Annotated in this window: 21 protein-coding genes and 1 pseudogene; 3 read left to right on the forward strand and 19 right to left on the reverse strand. The window is 40.0% G+C overall.

The features are described 5' to 3' along the window. Positions 1-5 precede the first annotated feature (5 nt). The 9 genes from AACL30_RS05965 to AACL30_RS06000 form a co-directional block, all read right to left on the reverse strand. The gene (locus tag AACL30_RS05965; protein WP_339058043.1) at positions 6-755 is read right to left on the reverse strand and encodes an HAD family hydrolase; all 750 of its coding nucleotides are present in this window, start codon (positions 753-755) and stop codon (positions 6-8) included. Next, a complete protein-coding gene (locus AACL30_RS05970) occupies positions 752-2806 on the reverse strand; it encodes a uridine kinase (RefSeq protein ID WP_339058044.1) in 2055 nt (684 codons plus the stop codon). Before AACL30_RS05970 ends, AACL30_RS05965 begins: the two co-directional genes overlap by 4 nt. Then, positions 2803-3408, reverse strand: coding sequence for a phosphatidylinositol-specific phospholipase C/glycerophosphodiester phosphodiesterase family protein (locus tag AACL30_RS05975; protein WP_339058045.1), 606 nt, complete (start codon positions 3406-3408; stop codon positions 2803-2805). The genes AACL30_RS05970 and AACL30_RS05975 overlap by 4 nt, the downstream gene beginning before the upstream one ends. After that, positions 3405-4109, reverse strand: coding sequence for a glycosyltransferase family 2 protein (locus AACL30_RS05980; RefSeq protein WP_339058046.1), 705 nt, complete (start codon positions 4107-4109; stop codon positions 3405-3407). Before AACL30_RS05980 ends, AACL30_RS05975 begins: the two co-directional genes overlap by 4 nt. After that, positions 4109-4369 carry a TylF/MycF/NovP-related O-methyltransferase gene (locus tag AACL30_RS16435; protein WP_422389594.1) on the reverse strand — a complete coding sequence of 87 codons (261 nt, stop codon included), beginning with the start codon at positions 4367-4369 and terminating at the stop codon, positions 4109-4111. Before AACL30_RS16435 ends, AACL30_RS05980 begins: the two co-directional genes overlap by 1 nt. Positions 4370-4378: 9 nt before the next feature. Further along, a protein-coding gene (locus AACL30_RS05985; RefSeq protein WP_422389587.1) for an IS5 family transposase occupies positions 4379-5142 on the reverse strand; the annotation gives its coding sequence in 2 pieces (ribosomal slippage) (positions 4379-4782 and positions 4782-5142; 765 coding nt in all). A gap of 72 nt (positions 5143-5214) precedes the next feature. Further along, on the reverse strand, positions 5215-5688 hold the full coding sequence (locus tag AACL30_RS05990) for a hypothetical protein (protein ID WP_339058047.1): 474 nt from the start codon (positions 5686-5688) through the stop codon (positions 5215-5217). An 86-nt stretch (positions 5689-5774) separates the two neighbouring features. Continuing rightward, positions 5775-7391: a sugar phosphate nucleotidyltransferase gene (locus AACL30_RS05995; protein WP_339058048.1), complete on the reverse strand. Its 1617-nt coding sequence runs from the start codon at positions 7389-7391 to the stop codon at positions 5775-5777. Positions 7392-7584: 193 nt separating this feature from the next. Next, positions 7585-9636 (reverse strand): hypothetical protein, encoded by a 2052-nt coding sequence (locus tag AACL30_RS06000; protein ID WP_339058049.1) that lies wholly within the window; start codon positions 9634-9636, stop codon positions 7585-7587. An 88-nt stretch (positions 9637-9724) separates the two neighbouring features. Between AACL30_RS06000 and AACL30_RS16440 the strand changes: the two are divergent. After that, positions 9725-9832: pseudogene (locus tag AACL30_RS16440) on the forward strand (hypothetical protein); the annotation flags it as partial. Between the two features lie 89 nt (positions 9833-9921). Here AACL30_RS16440 and AACL30_RS06005 read toward each other — a convergent pair. The 9 genes from AACL30_RS06005 to AACL30_RS06045 are packed head-to-tail and all read right to left on the reverse strand — an operon-like array spanning position 9922 to position 20471. After that, positions 9922-10620: a hypothetical protein gene (locus tag AACL30_RS06005; protein WP_339058050.1), complete on the reverse strand. Its 699-nt coding sequence runs from the start codon at positions 10618-10620 to the stop codon at positions 9922-9924. Then, positions 10598-11290 (reverse strand): hypothetical protein, encoded by a 693-nt coding sequence (locus AACL30_RS06010; protein WP_339058051.1) that lies wholly within the window; start codon positions 11288-11290, stop codon positions 10598-10600. Before AACL30_RS06010 ends, AACL30_RS06005 begins: the two co-directional genes overlap by 23 nt. After that, entirely contained in the window at positions 11287-12429 is a 1143-nt protein-coding gene (locus AACL30_RS06015; RefSeq protein ID WP_339058052.1) for a YidC/Oxa1 family membrane protein insertase, read from the reverse strand. The genes AACL30_RS06010 and AACL30_RS06015 overlap by 4 nt, the downstream gene beginning before the upstream one ends. After that, on the reverse strand, positions 12426-14567 hold the full coding sequence (locus AACL30_RS06020) for a hypothetical protein (protein WP_339058053.1): 2142 nt from the start codon (positions 14565-14567) through the stop codon (positions 12426-12428). Before AACL30_RS06020 ends, AACL30_RS06015 begins: the two co-directional genes overlap by 4 nt. Before the next feature lies 1 nt (position 14568). Further along, positions 14569-15798, reverse strand: coding sequence for a CDP-glycerol glycerophosphotransferase family protein (locus AACL30_RS06025; protein WP_339058054.1), 1230 nt, complete (start codon positions 15796-15798; stop codon positions 14569-14571). Next, a complete protein-coding gene (locus AACL30_RS06030; RefSeq protein WP_339058055.1) occupies positions 15795-16589 on the reverse strand; it encodes a phosphocholine cytidylyltransferase family protein in 795 nt (264 codons plus the stop codon). The genes AACL30_RS06025 and AACL30_RS06030 overlap by 4 nt, the downstream gene beginning before the upstream one ends. Beyond that, positions 16586-17266, reverse strand: coding sequence for a gamma-glutamyl-gamma-aminobutyrate hydrolase family protein (locus AACL30_RS06035; protein ID WP_339058056.1), 681 nt, complete (start codon positions 17264-17266; stop codon positions 16586-16588). The genes AACL30_RS06030 and AACL30_RS06035 overlap by 4 nt, the downstream gene beginning before the upstream one ends. Continuing rightward, on the reverse strand, positions 17232-20213 hold the full coding sequence (locus AACL30_RS06040) for a PEP-utilizing enzyme (RefSeq protein WP_339058057.1): 2982 nt from the start codon (positions 20211-20213) through the stop codon (positions 17232-17234). The genes AACL30_RS06035 and AACL30_RS06040 overlap by 35 nt, the downstream gene beginning before the upstream one ends. Before the next feature lie 12 nt (positions 20214-20225). Beyond that, complete coding sequence (locus AACL30_RS06045) at positions 20226-20471, reverse strand: hypothetical protein (protein WP_339058058.1); 246 nt, start codon at positions 20469-20471, stop codon at positions 20226-20228. A 155-nt stretch (positions 20472-20626) separates the two neighbouring features. Between AACL30_RS06045 and AACL30_RS06050 the strand changes: the two genes are divergently transcribed. Next, complete coding sequence (locus AACL30_RS06050) at positions 20627-21085, forward strand: transposase (protein WP_339058401.1); 459 nt, start codon at positions 20627-20629, stop codon at positions 21083-21085. Continuing rightward, positions 20988-21413, forward strand: coding sequence for a transposase (locus tag AACL30_RS06055; RefSeq protein ID WP_339058402.1), 426 nt, complete (start codon positions 20988-20990; stop codon positions 21411-21413). The genes AACL30_RS06050 and AACL30_RS06055 overlap by 98 nt, the downstream gene beginning before the upstream one ends. Before the next feature lie 25 nt (positions 21414-21438). Here AACL30_RS06055 and AACL30_RS06060 read toward each other — a convergent pair whose 3' ends face one another. Continuing rightward, positions 21439-21561 (reverse strand): hypothetical protein, encoded by a 123-nt coding sequence (locus tag AACL30_RS06060; protein WP_339058059.1) that lies wholly within the window; start codon positions 21559-21561, stop codon positions 21439-21441. Positions 21562-21616: the final 55 nt, after the last annotated feature.

The raw sequence follows: 21616 nt of genomic DNA on the forward strand, positions 1-21616 counted from the left end.
AGTAATCACTCTTGATTTCCTAACTTGGCTATCAGTTTTCTTAATGAATCAAAATGATTGAATGAAGCATCGGGCGCATTTTGGCCAGTGCCTAATTCAACTCCTGCATGTATTTTTTGCAGTGTCACAGCCTTGATCTGTTCGCGTCCGCCACGAATATCATTGACGGCATTGTCACCAATCATCCAAACACAATCCCCTTTTGGTCTCATTTTCTCCAATGCAATTTGGAATGGTGCTGTATGAGGTTTATCAAAACCCGCTTCTTCACTGGTCACAATGTAATCAAAATAGCGATCTAAACCAAAATAAACGACTTTTCTAAATTGGATCTGGGCAGTTAAGTCGGTCACTATTGCGGTCGGGATACCCAGTAACCGGATGTCGTCCAACAACTCTTTTACCCCCTCAAACAAGATGGCGTTACTCAGAAAGGTTCGCCAATAAGTTTGCTCAAAATCCAGTGCCAGCAACACTTGTGAGCCTAGCCCCAGGATCTCAAGCATTCGCTGGAGATAAAGCAATCGGCTATGAGAGGATGCCGTATGTTGCAGACGATTTTTTATTTGATTTCTCGCCTCACAAAACGCTTTATCAAAATCTGCAGGTAAAATAGAAAACGTTTTGACGACTTTATCACGCACCGCCTTTTGGGCGCTCGCATGAGCTGGATTATAGGGATACAGGGTATTGTCTGTATCAAATAAAAAAGCATTAGGCAGACGAGTAAATGGTTCAGAATTATAGATTTTCACTGTATAAATCGCTTGATCAGTGCTTGGTTAATATGAGATAGGGTGACCAATTGCATTAAACCTGCCATGCCATCCTGCCATTTGGGTTGAATATCTAAGAACTCCAAAATTTGTGGGCATAGTATTTCTGCTGCCATGGCTACATCAGCCGCTGAGGTTTCACCCTCTATTGTCATTTGTATTTCCTCGCTATTCTCACCTTTGACCATATCGATATGTAAGCCACACACCCCGATTAACACTCGATTCAGTGAGAATTCATTCAACCCCCGTCGAGTTTTTACTACTAATTGCAGGCGAAGAGGATGCTGATCATCTAATTTTTCCAACATCCAGGGATGGATCGGCTGTAATGACAAGATCAAATCGGCGTAACTAGATTGAGGACGAATAAAACGAGCAGAATCGGCTTCTCTTCTTTCAAATGAGGCGAGCACTTGTTCAATAGTATGACCTCGCTGGTAGACATCTCGCTTGAGCTTAAAATGTCGCCTTAATCCTTCATTAATATCTAAATAAATCTTAAGGTTGTAGCATTCTCTTAGCATCGGTAGATAAAGTACATGCAATCCGCTAGCAATGATGAAGTCATTACTCTTGATACGTAATGGTTTACTCATTTTTCCTGTTTGATGATCGTAGTGCCTTGATTGAATCGCTTTTCCGTCAGCCAAAGAAACGAGGTCATGGCAGAATCCCTCTAGATCGTTAGCCGTCGGGTTGAGATGCGTCATCACTTGCCACATAGGCTTCTGCCTATCCCACAGGTGATAATCGTCACCAGAAAGTTTGACTACAGAATGCTGGCCAAAAAGTCCGATGATAGCATCGGTAAAACTGTCTTTACCCGCTCCTGAATCACCTGCGATACCGATAATAAAGGGTTTTCTGCTCAATCGAAAAAAATCATTCCGGCTTATCGCCTCACGCCAGATGCGAATTGCTACCACTACACCAATGGCAACCATAACGGTATGTAGAAGCGAAATGGCATGGCTACCAAACCGTCCTCCAAGCAGGAAGATAGCCCCTAAATCAAATACAAGTCCATTGGCTAATGATACAGGGGTAATAAGTAGGGTACTCAGTACATACAACCCTGAAAATATGCCGACCAATATCATCGCGATGCGGCCGCTCATTGCCTGATAGAAAGCAAGAAAAGGCATGCTCCATACAAACCAACCAGGCGATCCTGGTATCATCAAAACAATCAATAAAAAAGCCAGGCCAGTGGCCGCTTGAAACAGATCGAAGTTAAAACGTTTAAAGCGCCATGTTAGGTAAAGCATCATCATATAAATCAGTGGCACAATGTAGATAGATATGTTGCCGCCTAAATTTAGCATTAAGCGGTAAATGCTTTTCATTTCAGGGTTGCTAAACAACATTTGCATGCCGCTACTGGAAAAAATAAAGGGCGTAGCGAAAAAAAGGGTGCTGACGGAAAGACCGATCAAGAACGCTGCCAGGCGTTGCCTGAGTGCTTTATTGTTATACAGATAGATTAAAAAGAATGGCAAAGCGACAAGCATGCTGAGCTTAGCCGAAATAGCCGCCACGCAAACTGCTCCCGCCAATTTAAATTTTCGCTGGCGAAGACCATATATTGACAGAATTAATAATAAAACCGGGATCAGATCATTTAAGCCTAATCCATAGCTGGCAACTATAATAATAGGAGATAGCCAATAGGCGACTAAAAGTAATTTTTGTCGCCTTGGCAGTAATCGATGAAGAATAAACAACAAAACAAAGTCGGCTGCTAATAATGTTAATTGATAGCCATATTGCAGCGGAAAACCCGCCAATTTAGCAATAAGTACCAGCGGCAGAAAAACTATCCACATCACATAGCCATAGGGAAAAGCGGCGGCGGTTCCTCCCGCTTTAAGCCAGACAGCCCAGGGGTCAAAGCTCAGATGAGTAGTGGTAATATCCAGAAACGGCACATACCAATCAATAGCCGGATGGGGAGCCATGGTGACGATCAGTGCTAGCCGGATTAACAGACCCAATATAAAGAAGGGATTAAAACACAGTTTTTTCATACTAACTCTGCCAATTGTTCCCACAATTTTGGGCATTTGGTACATACGGCATCGGCTTGGATATGACGTTTATGGAGTAATTGAATCAAAGTGGGAACTTCGTTTTCAGCGTTCCTGCCTTGCAATTCAGGAGAAACGAGGCAAAGTTTAAAACCGGCTTGTTTGAGCCGTTGGGCGTCGATTTGGCTTAGGGGAAAATAAGTAAAACAGTCCACCCATACCCAGTCAACTTTTCCCGCTAACGTCAAAGCCGTTTCAATAGATTCAAATTCAGAGACACGCACTGCACAGCGGCGTTCACCTGCCGCCGCCCATTTCACTAGAAAGGGAAACGATTGATCGAGGAAAAAATAATCATCGATGCCTTTGGCTTTCATCAGAGCAATCAATCGTGCTTCGAGTCCTTCCTCTTTGACATTCAGAATCAAAGTTCCGTGTTGATAGGCATTGATCCAATCTTCAAAAGATTCACCGACAATAAAAGGGTCATGATGAATGATCAGTTGGTTGCCGTAACTTCGAATATCAACTTCAATACCATATTTAGGTTGTGTGGCCTTTAGATCGGATAATGTATTGCGGCGATGTAAAATGATGTTCATTGTTTTTTCCTGGTACGGCTACGCAATTGCAGACTAAAATCTACCGTCCGACGAATAAATTTCCACTTAGCCTTCCAGTTAATATTCCAATGAGATACACCATAGGCTCGTTTACTAAATTTTACTGGAAAGCGCTGTACCTTCAATTTTTGATGATGAGCCTGGTAGTAAGCATAGAGATCAAGGGAAAAATCGTTCGGCGGCGAGTCCCATGTTTCGAAAAATTTACGGCTGAACATCGTAGGCTGTGCATTGATATCCCACATTGGTTTAGCAAGCAGTACTGTTTCAAAGAGACTCATGCCAACGGTAAACACCGCATCGATAAATGGACGACCATAGCGTTTACCTTTTACAAAAATATTGTCACCGTACTGCTCAAACAGTGCCAAGCCCTGTAATAAATCCAAAGGATCAGTTTGCATATCCGCATGTGTCCAACCTAAAATTTCCCCTTGCGCTGCTCTGAGACCTGTCAGTATGCCGTGGCCATAACCTTGGTTCTTTTCGACATGCACCGTCCGGCAACTAGGGTATTTCGGAAGCAGTTGTAAAAAGATTTCTGGGGTGCCATCTGTTGATCCATTATCTACAAATATCACTTCTATACCTGGCCTAGTTGCCAATACTTTGCAACTTTCTACTAATAAAGGAAGGTTTCTTCCTTCGTTGTAGCAGGGGATAATTAAAGAAAATTTCATCAAAATATCTCAGAAACTATGTAAACCACCCCACCCATACCATAAGTAAAAACTTGCCTTATTTTTATTCTACTTTGATCAACAAATTCACTAAATGCCCGTGCAACACCTCGCCGCTCACTACCTCTATATGAATAGTAATCATCAAGAATAATGAAAGTGCCTTCCTGAAGCGTGGGGATACAAAATGTAAGCGCTTCACTCGCACTAGAATAGGTATCACTATCAATAAAAATAATTTTTGATTTATCAATGCCTATATAGTGTCGTCATGAGATCTTGAGCCATAGAGCAAGGCATCGTATTTGTACAGCAGCGAGAAAAGAGGAGGTATTTTTTGCATAACGAGTAGCAATACCTCGCCAGCGCTTTAGGTGCAGAAAAGCATTTTCCACGAGATGTCGATGCTTGTAGAGCGCTTTATCGTACTCACGTTGAATTTTACGATTCTTTTTAGGTGGTATTACGATTTGCATGCCGGCTTCTTCTGCTTTTTTAATGATGTTATCACTGTCATAGCCCTTGTCAGCCAACAGATATTCTGCTGCAATACCTTTGGTTAAATTCGTTGCTTGCTGACAATCTGCTGTGGTACCTGATGTAATAAAAATTCTGACCGGCATACCATGCGCATCCACGGCCAGATGTATCTTACTGTTGAGCCCCCTTTTGTGCGCTCCATATCCTGATTACCGCCTTTTGCGCCTGCTGCATGAGGGTGAACTTTGCTATGAGTGGCATCAATCATCAGCCATTCAAAATCTGGCTCCACAATCAGCGCTTCGAGCAGAGACTCCCATAGCCCCTTGTCACGCCAGCGGCAAAACCGGCGATGAGTATTTTTCCAACCGCCATAATCAGGCGGTAAATCACGCCAGGGAGCGCCGGTTCTCAATATCCAGAAAACAGCATTAATAAACTGCCTGTTATCTCTGGCTATGCCACCCCAAGTGCCTTTTCTCCCCGGGAGATGAGCTTCCAATAGGCTCCAAACATGATCGGATATATCGTGGCGGCGATGGGCTAAATTCATTCCCGAATCATCTTTCATTATTGAATCATCTCAACAGTTGTCGTTATTTGTTACATGATAATATATTTTTTATTACGTGACGACACTACTTAGTTGATTAGCACCATTTTTCAGAGAATCACTGAAAAATCCAGGGACTAATTTAAATTGAATATTTGATGCAACACGTTGTACTCTCCGTGTGACAGTTGGCAATTTAGTCGCGAAATTTTTATCGGTGTAAAAAGGGTGCTTATCATCTTCTTTCAAATCACCAAATCCTGCAAAAGAATCAAATCCATAGAACGTAGTATTGAGTATTTTCGAATTTAATTTTGCCAATTTCTTGCAACATCTAATCGAGTGGCAAAAAGAACTTCCCGTAAATACACCAAACTCAAGATAGTCACCATCAATTTCTTCAATAGTAGAGAGGTAGTGAACCTTTTTTAAAGCATAATATTTCTCCAAATTATGAATTATTGCTGGATTAATGTTTGCGATTAATACTGATGCCCAACTTTGTAAAAACTCTAGTTTTTCTAGCAAACCAAATTTACTACTCATTGTCGGCTCTCCTCATTTTTTTCTTCAGTAGATTTGCCACGTAACATGTCATTGATTGAATAGCACGACCAACGTCACAAGTTTTGTTAAAGAGACGGTATTTTTAAAGTAACACGTTTATCCGACTCCAAACGATAAGGATGGCTAGACCATTTATGAAAACAAGATTGCCAATATTCAAAGGTGTGCAGATCATTCGGGGTTCCCCAACATAAATAATGGTCAACTTCAAATAGGTAGCAGCTCAGACCCAGTTCAATCGCATCGTTAATACATGAATCGATATAAAACTCATTATTAATACGACCATCTCGGGCGATTAAATGCTCGACTACTCGACGGAAATCCTCGGCTCGGCGAAATGTAAAAGTACCAATGACAATAGGGTCAGTTTCCGGAGAACGTAACGCTTTTTTCACCGATATTTTTCGTATTCGGCCATTTTCAACATCGATCCAACCGAACATATTGGGATGGCGAATCGCATTGGCATAACCACGAGCTCCCCAGACAATCACATCCACATCAGGGTTGTCTGCCAGTTTTTGAAAGGCGTTAGCGTCATACAAAGCACCATTGTCACAAGCGCCAAAGGTGATTGGTTCTAGCTTACTACTAACAGTACCTTCAAGGGCTTTCAATCCGATAAGTGCTGTACAGGCCTGACCCTCTGTAACATCAGTAATAGTCTCAATGATCGCCTGTGGATAATCTTGTTTAAGTTGGCCAGCGATGTCACGATAGCCTGACATATCGCTTCTCAGCACAAAAACATGATGGCACGCCGCTGGCAAATCGTGCGTTGCTTGCACGACCATTGGCTGACCGGAAACGGGTATTAATGGTTTGGTGACGCTATAACCTTCGTTGATAAAACGTTGCCCCAGTCCCGCCATCGGAATAACCAGTGATCCTTTTGGGGTTGGCACATTTTCCGAAACGATTAAACGCTTAAAGACGGAAGACCAGTTATTATATTCCGCGACATCCTCCGGTGTTCCCCATTGCATAAAATGCTGCAGAGGGTAAACGGTAATCGGGTTGTCAGCTGCCAGCAAAGGCTTATAAGCCAGGCTAACGTAATATTCTCCGTTAACCTGAAGGTTTTGCGCCATCGTTATACGGAAGGCCTCACTCATGATTTTCGCAGAAGCAAAATAATAGGTGCCGCTGGAAGCAAATTCCTCCATGCGATTATCGGTGTAGGGTTTTTTCTCTTGAATGTCTTGCACCCAGCCGTTTATTTCACGCAGATAGGCGTAGTTCGTTGTGCCCAGAGTGTGCGGATGAAATCCTTTATAGGCAGGGATCGCACCAGAGCAAGCCGTATCCTTGACAAATTGTTTAAAATGCTGCCAATCCCAATAACAAGTGAAATCACAGTAATTAACCACCACCGGTTGAGTGGGATCAAGCAAATGTTCCACTTGGCGCACCGCATGTACCGGGCCTAGTTTATGAGGAGCGATGCCCACTATCCGACCTGTGGGACAATATGCTTTAAGGATCGTCTCCATACGGTAACCGGCTTCATCAAGATGCGCTTGATTACAGATAAAAATAAAATTCTGTTCACCTGGAAACATATCAATAACATGAGCAATGATCGGTTTGTCTTCGATTTCGATCAAGGGTTTGGGAACTTCGTACCCCGCTCTGCGGAAACGCTCCCCAAAACCTGACATCGGGATGACTATTTGCACTGAGTTTTGTACCTTTAATTATCTAATAAATTAAACTTGTTCAACAAACAGAAGATGTAACTGCGAGAAACTGTTGGTCTGTGCTGCTTCTTCTCCGCTTGTCAATTCATTAAGTGCTCAATATAAACGTCTCTGCATAAAATTACAAAAATAGCAGATGTTAATTTCTGATAGCGACAACAAAATATTAACATCAATACACTTCAGCTAATTCCGTTATTCTTTTTATCTCTATAGAATTAATAGTCATCTCCCCTTTTCCTGAGAACCATGATCTTATTTCAAAATCTGATATTCCATTGGGCGGAATATCAATGACAGTAGATAACTGTCCTTCAGTATTACTTTGCAGAAACTGCTTATAAAGAACATTAGGTTGCGCAATATTGAATCGCCCCATATCAATATAACCAACAGTAGATCCTTCAGATCCCGCTGTTGAATAGATAACCGAAATTTTATACTTGCCTTCGTTAAGAAAAATGTAAGGTCCGTATGAAAGAAACCCTGGTTTGTCTCTTAATGAATCTGCGGAACGTGCTAACCCAATAGTTCTTCCAATTTCTCCAGGAAGTAATCGGCCTTCTGATTGATAGGTGTCACTTAATTTTTTGGGAAAAAGAAAACGATTAAACATATTTCTTACAGCGATATCTAATGTATTATCGGTATATAGCCAAATTTCTGTATTACCATCCGCGCATTTATGTTTTTTACTTGGAAGAGGTAGATATTTTTCAATTTTATCGGGAGTAAAATAAAATGGATAATCATTCATCGATGATATTACAAAATTATATTTGTATTGGTAATGATCAGGTCGACGAATAGGACCCATAGATGATATCCAATAAAATGGTGTTATATTATTAAGGGTTGCCAGGATCCAATTTTTCTTAGTAAGAAATTCACTTACTCCTCTTGCATGCCAATAGTTAGCGATACCTGACTGCAAAATAAATCCTTCTTTCTCTATATTTAATAAACAACTGACAGGATTTTTAGCCATCAAAGATGGCATATTGATGATATCAACAAACTTCTTTTCTTTAATCTTTAGAATACTAAAAAAAATGATTGCAAAACAAATAAAATAAAATACTAATTTATATTTTTTAGACGAAAAATAATGAATTTTATCAGCGACGATAACCATCATAATGAGTATAAGTGAAAGAAAAAAAGTAAAATAACGGTAAGCATATAAATCTCTAAAACCTCCGGATAATAGTGCACCAAAAACATTAATTGGCATAACAATAAAAAGAAATAAGCATGAAAATAAAAATTTCCAATTATCATTAACAGTATTTTCGGAATTAATTTGTAACAGGTTAGCAACGTTTTGTTTTTTATTTATGAATAGAATATAAATAAGAAAACACAAGGACAATAAAATTAATGTAGATAAAGTAAACGTGAATCTATTATCAAATGAAAAAGCATTAGCAGTATTGTTTAAAAATAGGTTGAACGAATCTCTGGCACCCTTAAATGTTAACGGCATTTTTCCCTCTAATGGCTTATTAAGCGTTATTAGTGGATTTATGAAAAAAAACAGTAAAAAAGATATAGAAAGAATACCTAATATACTCAATATTTTATTACGATTAATCCATGAATAATTAGTAAATTTACCCATAATTAATAAAAAGAGTGCAGTGACGATTGCCGGTATTAAAAAATTGATTAAATATATTGCAGTAGAAGCAGGGGCAATAGTATTAATCAGAGTCAAATAAATTGCACATAAAAGAGAGGGTTTTTCGTAAAAACGGATAATAAGACCTAAACAAATCAGTGAAAAAAGGATAGAGGAAAAATGAGTACTGTTGCTATAAAAATAAAGCCACATACCAGAGTTGGCAGCAGTAAGTGTAACAAAAGTAAGCAGTAAAATAAGAACTTCCCGAGCTCGGATGCTAATTTGTGGATAAATTTGCTTCGATGTCCATATTACCGCCGTTAATAGCATAAAGACTTGTGCTACCGAAATAAAAAATACCCGATAGTAACTATTTGGTAATATTTTGTATGTTAAAAAATACAACAACGTTTCAGGAAAATAAGCCGGTGCTGGCGGGAAACGCCAATCACTCCATTTTCCACCGAGATCGAATAAATCCCTTGCCAAAGCTTCCCAGTGAAGGATATCACTATGCAATTGAATACGGAACCATAGAAGTGATGTTGCAAAAAACAAAGCTAGAAAAGAAAGAAAATATCTTATATTACTTTTATCCATGTTATCTCTATATAATAATTATACACTTATTAAAGTGAGTATATTACTTGTCTGTGAAGCCGATGAGCAGTAGTTCTTTGTTGGAAGTAAAAAGCAAGCCCATTGGCTGTGGTATTCATTTGATACCAAAAGAAAACGGGTGTTGTTATGTACGCTAACGCAACTGAACCTGTTTGAAAATTTAAGATCAGTTTGATTTATTCTAGTCAAGTAATTTCGGAGGTTTTTCAATGTTTCCCTGTTGCTACTGAAAATCCACTTAATTATTTTTCATGAAAACATTTCTTATAACTGCGTTTCTAATTTCTGGTGCATAAAGTGAAAATTCGTCCTTGCCTTTATCGGCTGAGGTGATGCAGTTATATTTTCCAAATAATTTGTGGAGCAGAGCGTATCTCTCAAAACAACGGAGCGAACCCATGGATCGATAAAGCTGTAAAGCAAGCGATAAATCATTTTTTCGTCTAAATGAGATGCTGCATCAGGTAACCTAATCTTTGGTAAAAACGCTGCGTTAATAACATCACCAGTATCAATACCTGGATCCAGGTAAAAACAGGTAGCCGAAGCATACCCTGCTAACATCGTTGACCATAACAAACAATCTGCACCGCGTATGTTAGGCAAATAGCCTGGATGAATATGAAGAAAACGCGTGTTTTTCAGGTTAAAAAAACTGCCAGGTACAATCCCGCCTCCAGTGAACAGATACATTGAAAAATTTTGTGTATTGATAAAGTCTAAAATTTTTTGATCCTTCAAAGAAGTAAATGGCAAAGGAATAACACTGTCCGAATAGTAGTACAGTGCTTTTAAATCGACAAGCCCCCAAAGGGTGCTTTGTTCAATTCTTAAAATTTTCTGAAGGTGCTCAAAAATTTCAAGGCATAATTTTTTTTGGGTGAGAAACAGATATTGTGGCCAGTAGTGAATTTTTCGGGATAGTACAGCAGCAGCGTATTTATGTCTGAAAAATGAGGGCATAAATCGTCCTACCCTTTTTTTTAGACACAAGATCGCGTTCTGCAATGAGATGGATCCGCCTCGATTTGCACTTAAGGGAATAAAATGTCTCAAGATAAGCTCGTGCGATGGGGCCTTCATAAAATAAAACATCAATGGGTAACGTTTTGAACCCATCCCAATTAACGGGTTTGATATTTGTTACTGTGTAAGGTGAAAGTGCTTTATCCTGTAGATTCTTAGCAGGTAATCGTTCAAAAAGTTTATCTTGCAAATACTTTAAGCGTTCGGGTTCTGTTTGCAAAAAATCGGGGAGATTAATATTATCAAATGCTTTCCAACAAACATTAATATATTTTGCTTGGTCAATATCTGAGGCGTTCTGATCAATTGCGAGAAGGATACGCAGGTAAAGCAAACCAGCAAAAAGCTGTAACCCAGCGTGGTTAAGTGTTTCAACACCCAATTTGCGACCCTTATTATCATAGAAAGAAAATAGCCTTAGCGCGATGTCATATTTCTTGCTGAAAAAATCGATTTCTTTGTTGCTATGCGAGCTAAAACCCTCTTCAGCAGCAAGAGAGCACAAGCGTGAAAGCGTCGACTGTTGCAAGCTCGGCACCCCGGTAGCATGTGTAAAGGATTGCAAAAAATAGCTGAGTTGGTTTTTTAAAGTTTGAAGAGATGTCATATGTGAACAAACCTTTGCTGAATAAGTTGCCATATATTGGCAAAGGTCCAATATAAAACCATCGCTGATGGAAATGGATAAAATAACAAGAAAAAGCCCGCGGCCATAAAATACAAATTTCGCTTCTGTTTGTGAAGCTCCTTTGTGCTAATAATTTTATTTTGATGGATAAGGGCTGCCAAAATGGTCAGAAACGTCATCAAAATCGGCAGTAAGTTGATACTGGTTCCTAACAATGGAATATGAAAGCCGAGATGATAAATGGCACCTGGATAGGCTAAATCTTCAATCCATAAAAATGGATGACCAGCAATAAGATCCATTTCACTCAATACGTTGAATATAGCAATCCAAAATGGAATAGGTACTAAAGTGAGCAGTAAAGGTTTCAGATTGTAAAATGGCGTGACACACTGCTGTTTATGTACAACCATAAATTTTTGATGTGCTTCTTCCCCGGTAAAATTTGCCTTGATATATTCTAATTCAGGAGCAAGGCGTGCCTGAACATGTGATACTTTTCTTTGAGCGCGTGTTAGTAATATATTGGCTGGTAAAATGAAAAGCTTAAATAATAAAGACAATAAAATGATTGTAATGCCCCAGCCAAAGCTATGGATTGTATTGAGCCACAATAAAATGGCTTCTATACCCAGGCAAAGCAATCTAAATGGAGCCCATAAATGCGCATATTTAATTTTTTGAAAATATTGAGGTAGTTGATCAAGATCCGATTTTAATAACAGCTGCGCACGGGTTTTACCCATGCGGGATACTGGATTTTCTGTATCATTTTTATGCCAAAGTAATCTATTTTCTTCAAAAGATACAACGCCAACAACATCTTGAAGGATTAGCATTTTGTAGTGTCCAACAAGCGCCAAAACCTGATCTGGCTTTACAGTGTAGGCTTCGGTATTAATTTTTTTAATACCTTTTGTATCAACGATATAGGCACTAACATCGTTATAAAAAGCAGCCAATCCTGAATAAGAAAAGCGATCCCTGACATTGTTTTCAATGAAGGGATTAATATCGTTCGGTTCTAAACTATATTCCTGCACTTTCGCGGCGGCTAACTGTGGAAATAGTATCATCGATAACAGAAACAAGAACAAACAAGCCTGCTTTTTTATCATTGCACTGCTTCATTCGATAGCAATTCCATGTTGACAAAACCAAAACCCAATTCTCGCAGGTCTTCACCTGCTCCAACTGATTTAGGGGTTGTAGGTTTGTCGATTTTGAAACGAACCGAATAGGTATTATCGGGGGATGTGGGAAGTGGAAAAGTGAACTTTTTTGGCTGTGCTTCCCCTGTAGAGATAGCAATGTTGCCAACGGGTTTATCATTAATGAGAACCTGTGCAGTTTGTTCAGGGTTTTTAGGTGTAACAAAGGCTCTTAGGTTGAAAGAAACAGCAGACGTTTTGCAATCCGGTTTAGTCTTGAACTGAAACTTGGCTTGCGGACCATCAGACGCTCGCCCCCAATCTTCTTGTTGGCCTATGCCAGTCTCAAGGTAGTATTGTGATTGAGTCTCTTTAGAAAAATCGAGGTTTGCCTCACATTCAATTGGAGAAATATTTTTTTTTATAGTCCAACTTTGAGGATCGCGTAAAGGACCCTCAATCGTGTATTTTGTTATTGGAGGTAGTTTGGATTTTGTCCAATGCTCATGAGTCCAGATATATTTATTAAATTCACGAGATCTGTTTTTTTGCTTGCTCTTACTCAGCAAATCAACACCAGAATATTCGTGAGGGATATTAAAAGCTGTTGCAATTGTTTTTGGTATGTCAGATAGCTGTGCAGGATAGTCGGAGATCTGAAACAGATCATTACCATAAAGGGGCTTAATCAAAAGTGTCGGGGAGGCTCCACCATATGGTATATCTCTATATGGTATGTTTCTATTAAATGAGGCGGGTTTATAAACCGAACCATGATCAGCAGAAATGATAATCATGGTATTATCAAAAATATTTTTTTGTTTAAGGTTTTTGATAACATTAATCATTTTACTCATTGCACATGCTCCTTCTGCACTTTTGTTTTGCAAGGTAGAAGAAACTTTTCCAAGAACTTCACACTTGGATCCTAGAACTGTTGGCGAGTGAGTGATCCCCGAGTAGTAAAATTTGAAAGTAGAGGAGCCCTCAGCAGCAATTAATTTTTTATTGGCAATATAGTTTAGGTTTTTGAATGAGGTACCCATGTCACCCAATGTATCATACGGACTAGTATTACTTAAATGAATCGACCAATTCCCGTTATTATATATATGGTGTTTAAATATATCCGGCGCAGCGCGGAATAGTGAATAATTGATCAAACCACTGTATGTAGTTAAGTGTTGAGTGTCTAACTCGGAAAACTTCGTAAAGGATCCATCGGGAAAGAAATCATTACTCATAGGTACGAATGTGTAATTAACTTGGCCTTGAAATTTCTTAGCAATGCTATGGTCAGAGATTGCTTTATAAAAGTCTAAGCGGTCTACATTATTATCATAGATAGCTCCAGTAAACATTGCCGGAATTGAGACTATGGTTGTTGGAAAGTTGGAGCTTGCGTCTTTGAACCAAATAAAACCATTTAAGTTGTCTTTGAGTTTATCATCTAAAATTTCTGCAAAATAGTCTGATTGATACTCATCTAAAAGAATAAACAATAGGTTTGGATTGTTTTTGGAATAGGTGAAAAATTTCTCTTCTGAACTTTGCGTTATCTTTTTTTCGGATAGTTTTGAGGCAATATTGATCGTGGCGACAGAGAAAGAAATAAGAAAAATGGATGCAATAATATAAATAAAAATCTTTGGCCTGTTTCTAAAATAAATGGCAAGGGCAAAAATAATCAAAAAAGCGCTTAGTTGTATCCAGTTTAAAAGCGCAAAAGGAGCAATCTGCAAATTATCACGACCATTAAATTCGCCGTAGATACCGGTAAGAAATGTTGAGTTAAGCCAAACAGATAAAGAAAAAGCTATAATAAGAGTAAGAAACAAAAATTTCCGTATATATTTTTTAAAAGTAAAAGAGGCTAAAATATATAAAACAACTAAACTGATTAGTGCGGATAGGGCATAAAATAGTCCATTCCATAATATTGAAATCCCGGGAACGAATGTAAATTCTTCAGAATTTGCAGCGACAATGTCGAATGGCGTCGCAACAAATAGAACCCAGACAAGAAGAGTAAAACAGAGTGCAACCAAAAGACATTCTTGGGCAATTCCTTGTTCTTTGAACTTTAAATATTTTTCTTTTAACATTTTATACCGTCCCTAAAAATTGGGTAAAAACTTCATCAGCGTGCCCCTGATTAAAAACATACTGATTGCTTAGTTCATGCAGAACATTTTTGTTTTTTTGTTCGCAAAGCTCAATGATTTCGGCGACCGGAGATTGCCCATCCCATATCATTCCAATTGTTTTTCGAATTGAGAACTCAAGTGGCTCAAGGTTTATGTCTTGATACTGGGGGTTATTAACCTTTTGGGGAATATCGCAAAAAATCACTGGTCTATTTAGTGCAAAAGCAAACTCCAGTGCTGCACCAGACCAGTCACTCACCATAATATCCGATTGATGTAAACTCTCTTGTCCTGCAACGCAGCTTTCAAAAGTAAAATGCGGATTTTTTTCGTGTAGGTTAACAATCTTTTTCACCTGATTTGACGCAAATTTAATGGTTTGCGGGTGCGGACGCAAAATCACCTCGTGGCCAAGCGCTATAAGCTCATTCACTAAGCGATGACCTAGGCCAGACTCAATTAATCCCTTAGACCCCCATGAAGGGGCAATTAAAATCTTTTTATGTTGGCATTGGTTTTCACTCTCAGATTGTGGATATTTTTTTGCCTGTTCGATTAAGCTGTCTAACCGCGAATAACCGAGCGCTACTAGGTTTTTTTCGGGCAAATTATACTTTTTTTCAATGGCTCGAATTTCTTGTATATGATGAGGGCCAGCGCAACAGATTGTATCGTAATGGTCAAAAGCACCATGACGGTAAATCATATGAAGGCTGACCAGTGAATGTGGAACATAGACATAATGCACATTATGCCGTGAACGTTTAACCTGAAAATTGTTCAGGTCTGGCATTGTCATGACCATAATAGGGGTTTCAATGGTTTGGAATACATAATCACGAACAAAACCCATACCGATAAAAAAGGTTTTTAATTGTGGATGCTTTATCATCAGACCCGGGTCATCAAGAGAGGAGCTGAGATAACAAACTGATTTATCTGTTCGCTCCAGAGTTGCAACCAGTAGGTTTTCGAGATGGAGCCAATAGCTTTTACCTTCACTGTAAAAAGTGATTTGGCGTTGATCTTTGGGTAAGTTATTAAAGCCAATAGCACCTGAGATTGCCTTTAGACCCTGTATGATATTATACCCTTCGCCTTTAAAGTTAAGGCGGCGTTGGCTGCGGGTGCTTGCCGAATCACGTAGTCTATCTACGTTCATCGGTCTCTGCCGTAACTCGAAATTCATTGAGTATATTCATGAGGTCTCCATAAGGCATCAAGCTTTCCTTCTGTTGACAATGACTCATAAAGCTGCAAATCTTCAACGGTATCAACTTCTAGCCACCCATGATTAACGCGGGCTGGCTTTACCTTCCAGCCAGCATCAATCAAAAGCTGCAACAAGCTTGTCATATACATTTGTTTAAATGAACGCCCATCATACTGAGCCGCTTGATCGAGCTGATCATAAAAAGAAATAAAATCATCAATTTTATTATGAGCGATCTTAATCAGGCCAGTATATTGTCCTTCAATATGGTTAAGAGATTGTGCCTTTTTACCCAATTCCAGAATGTGACCATTCGCATCGTATTTAAGTGTTTCAGCATCTTTTAGCGGGTCTTCATTGCGTGCTGACCATAGATCAAGCCAGCCATCATCCACCATGACAACGATGTCTCCATGAGTTTGCAATACGGTTTCCAAATTATTTCTCTCATACAGGATATCTCCATAAGAGATGAGTAAATCGTCTTGAGCTTGTTCAAGAAATGGGCGTGCGGCAAACAGGCTTTCTACCATATTGGTGCTATTGAAAAACGCATTATGATAAGTAGGACAGCCAAAGGCATCGAATTTTTCAGCTTTATAGCCAGTCGCAATGGCGATATCTTCAACGCCTGACGCTCTCAAAATATCAATCTGGCGAGAGACGAGAGGTTTACCCAATAAAGAAACCAGCCCCTTTGGACGATCGTTTGTTAAAGGTCGTAAGCGTGATCCCTCCCCAGCCGCTAGAATTAGGCAACATGTCATATTCCAAAATGTCCTTTGATAAGTTGGCAATCACGTTGAAGGGGTGGGATTTCACGCTCAGGATGCCACATGATAGCCAGTATTTTGTGATGAGTATGACAAAAAGCCTCAAGGTTACCTTCAGCGTCATAAGCAAGAGCGATAAGATCTTTTCCCAAGCCCTCAGCAGGTACAGCGTAATCGTGAAAGCTGTTCACCTCAGAAGGAAATAGAAAAGACGCGTTATTATCTTCAGCAATCAAACGATGCCTCGTTCCTGCATGACCTTTGATTTTAACAAGTTGTCCACCAAAATAAACATTGATCAACTGTAATCCACGGCATACGCCTAATACAGGGATTTGAGTTGATATCGCCGCATTCAATAAGGCCTTTTCATAGGCATCTCGTTCTGGACTAAGATTCGCTGGCGTGTTGGTTTCATCTGCAAAATCAGCGAGAGTGTTACCACCACTTAAGATCAGGCCGTCAAGTTTAAGTTCTTTCCATATCTCGAGTGTAAAATCAGGGGACATCAAAGGGAGAGGTATGGGTAGAATGTCCATAGAAGTCAAAAGCTTTGCCCAGTTATTATCAAGGCAATCCATCACCTCGTTATAGCGCGGATGCTTCATTACTCTTTGAGTTATGCCAATACGCTTTTTAAACATACTCAAACCGCCCTTTATGGCAGTCAAGTATCACGCGACCCTCTTGGAGACTGTCATATATTTTATCTCCAATACCAATAGCTGCCGGAATACCCAGTTCCGCACACCGGATGGCCATATGTGAGTTAGCTCCTCCATACTGTGTAATCAAACCCGCAATATTATGAGAAAACAACCAATCAAAACCGGGGTCTGCGTTAGGAATGGCAACAATTTTGCCATCAATCGGTTCATTTTGATTTGCTTTAATGAAGACCAACTCTGCAACAACACTTAACCGGGTTATGAAATTAGCCTGTGATTTTTCCTGCTCATATGCAAAGAAGTCATCCTCACAACAAATAAGACCAGGCAGTTTGGCGAGATGCTTTTCGACGGATGCTGTTTTTCTTAATTTAACGAATTTTGGCATTAGCTTTTCATCTAATTGACCCGTTCGAAGGGCTCTGATGTCATCAAATGTTAAATACCCAACCTCTTCGCGAGTCAATCCCAACACTGCTGTGCCATATTGAATTAAAAGATCGAGGGCAGCGCTCAAATTTCGGGAAAATTCAAATTTAGTTTTTTCTCGTGCCTGAATAGCCTGACTGAGATATCGAGTGAGTTCATCTACTTCAATTTCAGTAGGCAAGGCATCTAGGAAAGCTTGAAACCCTTCCATTTCGTGTTTTGTGAAGGCAAACCCATCACTATTTGTTTGCTTAGTAAGATGAGATAGTTGACGGTTGAAATAAAAATCCGGTTTTTCCCAATAGGCGGTTTGGTTTACATCATAGGTTCCGGGTCGCAGGTGACCAAATTGTTTTATAAGGACGTCGACACTCAAACTATGCTCAGCAAGAGCGTCTTGAAAATCTCCTGCCACCGTTGGAACCGTTGCCTGAAATTCAAGCATACGGTCTTGACTCAATATCCCTTGTTTAATGAAACTTTTTAACAGTGCCACCGCAACAAATCCGGCGCGCGCTGCATGAGAAAATGCCAAGGTACCGAATCTTCGACAGTCTTCAATAAGTTGATAGGCTTTATCAACAGGATCAAGGTCAGAACCAACCACCTGCACAAACCGTTCTGAAAGGCATTCAATAGACGAGGTATCTTCGTTCAGGCGCATAAGTGCGCGAGCCGTCAACTTTTTCAGCGCTTGCTCAAGGATATCAATGTATTGTGATGATATATTCCGGTTTTTGAAGCGTATTTCAGCGTCTTGCCGAAATGTCGGCACCCAAATGGTAAATACAATATCCAGTTCCATCTTATCATGGAGGTGAGGATTGTCCCGCAGTAGATCCAGATACACATTGGCCAAACGCAAGGCTACCTCTTCTGGTAACGACGCTGGAATGAATGAATTTATGGATGCGCGGCAATCCACATAAGGCTGAGAGCAAAAATTATGCACTAATGGCGCAGGTCGTACATCCCGATAACCATATTCTGCCCGCTGCCTGGCCCATACATCCTCGGTAATGAGGTGGTTATACAAATTGATTGCCAGGGGATTAGGCCGATTGCCAATAATTTCCGCTGGGTTCCAATCGGTCATCCCAGAAAAAATCGTATAATCTCCTAAAATATGAGGTGGCTTTTTTTGCCATTTTTTAAAGTGCTGCTGAGCAGATTGTAAAAATAACCCAAGTTGCTTTTCATCAATCTGATGGGTGTCATGTTTTACGGCAATCGGGCGAACCTGAAAGGTGTAAATTTGATCTTTTTTATCAATGGCGAATTCAATATCAAGCTTGTTATAGCCTAATATTTGTTCAAGTTCTTTAGCCGCTTCAATTACCCCTTCCAAGCGCGGATCCATTTTATGTACGGCGTCTATGTTTTGACGAAAAACAATTGCGGTTCTAAGCTCGCTCTTCTGACCAGATGTGATGGAATCGGTTCGCCCTGAAACATCATCATAGTTTACGATGTAGTAAGATGATCCAGTCACCAGATCGCATGTGAATATCACACCCGACATGGCAACATTGCTTATAAAGGGTTGAATCAGAACCTGAGCTTGTGCGGAGGGGCTCCCATAAGACGAAAATACCCCTTCAATAGCTTTACGCACGGCATGAGTATCATCGCAATCGATATCCAATACACTTTCAAAAACACCTGCATTTGCTGTTTCCCAACTATCTTCTTCAAAAGAGCTGGAGCGCACAATTAAACGCTGACCTTTGAATTGGGCTTGCGTCCCTTTGATTATACGCGAAGGATTATTTTTCCAGTCTTGCCATGTGCAGGTTATCTGGTCGCATATTTCACTTTTTTCAAGTTGCGGACGCATTCGGCGTAACGTTTCTGCTTTGTTGCCGAGTATAAAGTGAACCAAATCGTTGGCTTCATTCATCTCGGCCCAAGAGCCGGTTACATCATAGGTAGCAACATTAAAACCGGCATCCTGGATATCATTGATCAAATCAATAAAATTGCTGGTGGAATGGTAATTATCTCGATGACATGCTATCCAATCCATCACCTTGGGAGAGAATTTGACAAGACCGGTATATTCTACCTCTCCATAAGGGGGAGTATTCAGCGTTTCAGCAATTGCGATATCTTCCTGAGAACGCCCCGAAAAACGCTGCTTCCAAACACTGTCTATTGCGACTACGACATCCCCCTCCATGCCGATAAGTTGCGTTAGGGTTTCAGGATGAAAAACAGTATCCCCGTACATGACCAAAGCGGGACTTGAAAAATCCTGTATTACACTGAGGAAAGATTGCAATGCACTACTTTTTTCCCAATCTAATACGTGAGAAAAATTAAGATGCGGATGATTAGCGATGATTCTTTGATAATCATAGCCAACGATAATGTTGACCTCATTGCCAGGAAGCGCCTTTTCAAAAGCATGAGTTTGCCAGTCAAGAATACTTTTGCCATTACTGAATGACCATAAACTACAGGGTCTTTCGGCATGCTTATTATAACCGGCAGCCAGAAGAAATATTTTCGGCTTATACATTCAAAATATTCTCTATTTGCTGTCCTCACCTTTATCTTGAAGGTCACTATTGTTGATAGAGTCAGTTTTTTTATTTTTCGATAGCCCCAAAAACCCCTTTATTCTATACCAGAAAGTTTTCACCAGAACGCCTATGGCCACAAAAAAACCAATGATCACACTCATAATGGCACTGCCAGAGCCTGGGTCAATATAAGCAAATGCTGGCGCTACCCCAATTGCGAATAGCATAATGGCAAAAAATATCGATTTTTTCATATTTCACCTCTTTTTTCATAATATTGGACCTTAATCCAGTTTTGGATTTTTGTCTTAGAAACGTGCCAATTTGAACCAACCTTACAGGTATGGCACTGTTAACAAAGTGAGTATCGGGATAAGCTCCGCTTTTTGTGGGATTGGGATTGTTAATGATGAAAAACAGACATTATCCGATAAAAGCCTCTGATTTTATAAAAGAAATCGAGCCTCATATTCTTAATTATTATAAGCGGCCAGGCAGACCCGCGAGTATCAGCCATTATCAATTTTTTTCGGCGGTGTTATACGTATTGAGAACCGGCATCCCTTGGCGTGACGTGCCTGCTTTTTATGGCCACTGGCATACGATTTACACGCGTTTTAAACGCTGGAGTGAGAATGGGCTATTCTGGCATTTGCTTTACCTCTTGCAGAAAAGAAAGAAAATCAGCCTTAACTGCGTCTGGATAGACAGCACTACAGTGATCATACACCGCCACGGCTCAGGGAGCTTAAAAAAAAGGACCTCAGTCGATAGGGCGTGGTCGCAAAGGGATGAGCACCAAAATTCATGTCGGTCTTGCAGGCAATTATCTCAGGGGTGTCTGTTTATCCGAAGGACAACGTACTGATATGAAAGTTTTTTCTACTTTGTGGGCAAAAGGAGATTGGAGACAGATAAACGATGTCATCGCGGATAAAGGCTATGATTTTTATGATGTCAAAAAGCTTATCCGTGATAGCGGAAAATATCCGATTATCCCTCGCTGCAAGGGGGCTCTTTATCCCGGTATCCAGCCAAAAGATAAAGAAAAATATAAAACACGTAATGCCATTGAACGTTTCTTCGGCAAAATAAAAGAACACAAAAGACTCGCTTTACGCTTTGATAAGCTTGATATCACCTTCTTTTCTTTTTTCGCCATCGCTTGTCTTAAGGTCTTTAAATTACTTTGTTAACAGTGCCATACAAGACTTGCTGTGTTTATGCTGGCAATAACGCCTGGTTAAACCAGATTTGCTCGCCATCTTGCAAAGTCCACAAGCATTTATACCCTTCGCCTTTCAAGTTACTGCGGCGTTGGCTGCTCGCTTTCATCCCAGTCATGTACTACTTGTACACTCCTGGGATTCGATTGTTTGCTGCCTTGCCGTAACTCGAA

It is taken from the genome of Candidatus Regiella endosymbiont of Tuberolachnus salignus, assembly GCF_964020115.1.
GTDB classification, from domain to species: domain Bacteria; phylum Pseudomonadota; class Gammaproteobacteria; order Enterobacterales; family Enterobacteriaceae; genus Regiella; species Regiella insecticola.

Coding starts and splice junctions, on each gene's coding strand:
- AACL30_RS05970 (WP_339058044.1), bottom strand. CDS start 2,806: ATGAAAAAACTGTGTTTTAATCCCTTCTTTATATTGGGTCTGTTAATC.
- AACL30_RS05975 (WP_339058045.1), bottom strand. CDS start 3,408: ATGAACATCATTTTACATCGCCGCAATACATTATCCGATCTAAAGGCC.
- AACL30_RS05980 (WP_339058046.1), bottom strand. CDS start 4,109: ATGAAATTTTCTTTAATTATCCCCTGCTACAACGAAGGAAGAAACCTT.
- AACL30_RS05990 (WP_339058047.1), bottom strand. CDS start 5,688: ATGAGTAGTAAATTTGGTTTGCTAGAAAAACTAGAGTTTTTACAAAGT.
- AACL30_RS06000 (WP_339058049.1), bottom strand. CDS start 9,636: ATGGATAAAAGTAATATAAGATATTTTCTTTCTTTTCTAGCTTTGTTT.
- AACL30_RS06005 (WP_339058050.1), bottom strand. CDS start 10,620: ATGCCCTCATTTTTCAGACATAAATACGCTGCTGCTGTACTATCCCGA.
- AACL30_RS06010 (WP_339058051.1), bottom strand. CDS start 11,290: ATGACATCTCTTCAAACTTTAAAAAACCAACTCAGCTATTTTTTGCAA.
- AACL30_RS06015 (WP_339058052.1), bottom strand. CDS start 12,429: ATGATAAAAAAGCAGGCTTGTTTGTTCTTGTTTCTGTTATCGATGATA.
- AACL30_RS06020 (WP_339058053.1), bottom strand. CDS start 14,567: ATGTTAAAAGAAAAATATTTAAAGTTCAAAGAACAAGGAATTGCCCAA.
- AACL30_RS06025 (WP_339058054.1), bottom strand. CDS start 15,798: ATGAATTTCGAGTTACGGCAGAGACCGATGAACGTAGATAGACTACGT.
- AACL30_RS06030 (WP_339058055.1), bottom strand. CDS start 16,589: ATGACATGTTGCCTAATTCTAGCGGCTGGGGAGGGATCACGCTTACGA.
- AACL30_RS06040 (WP_339058057.1), bottom strand. CDS start 20,213: ATGTATAAGCCGAAAATATTTCTTCTGGCTGCCGGTTATAATAAGCAT.
- AACL30_RS06045 (WP_339058058.1), bottom strand. CDS start 20,471: ATGAAAAAATCGATATTTTTTGCCATTATGCTATTCGCAATTGGGGTA.
- AACL30_RS06050 (WP_339058401.1), top strand. CDS start 20,627: ATGAAAAACAGACATTATCCGATAAAAGCCTCTGATTTTATAAAAGAA.
- AACL30_RS06060 (WP_339058059.1), bottom strand. CDS start 21,561: ATGACTGGGATGAAAGCGAGCAGCCAACGCCGCAGTAACTTGAAAGGC.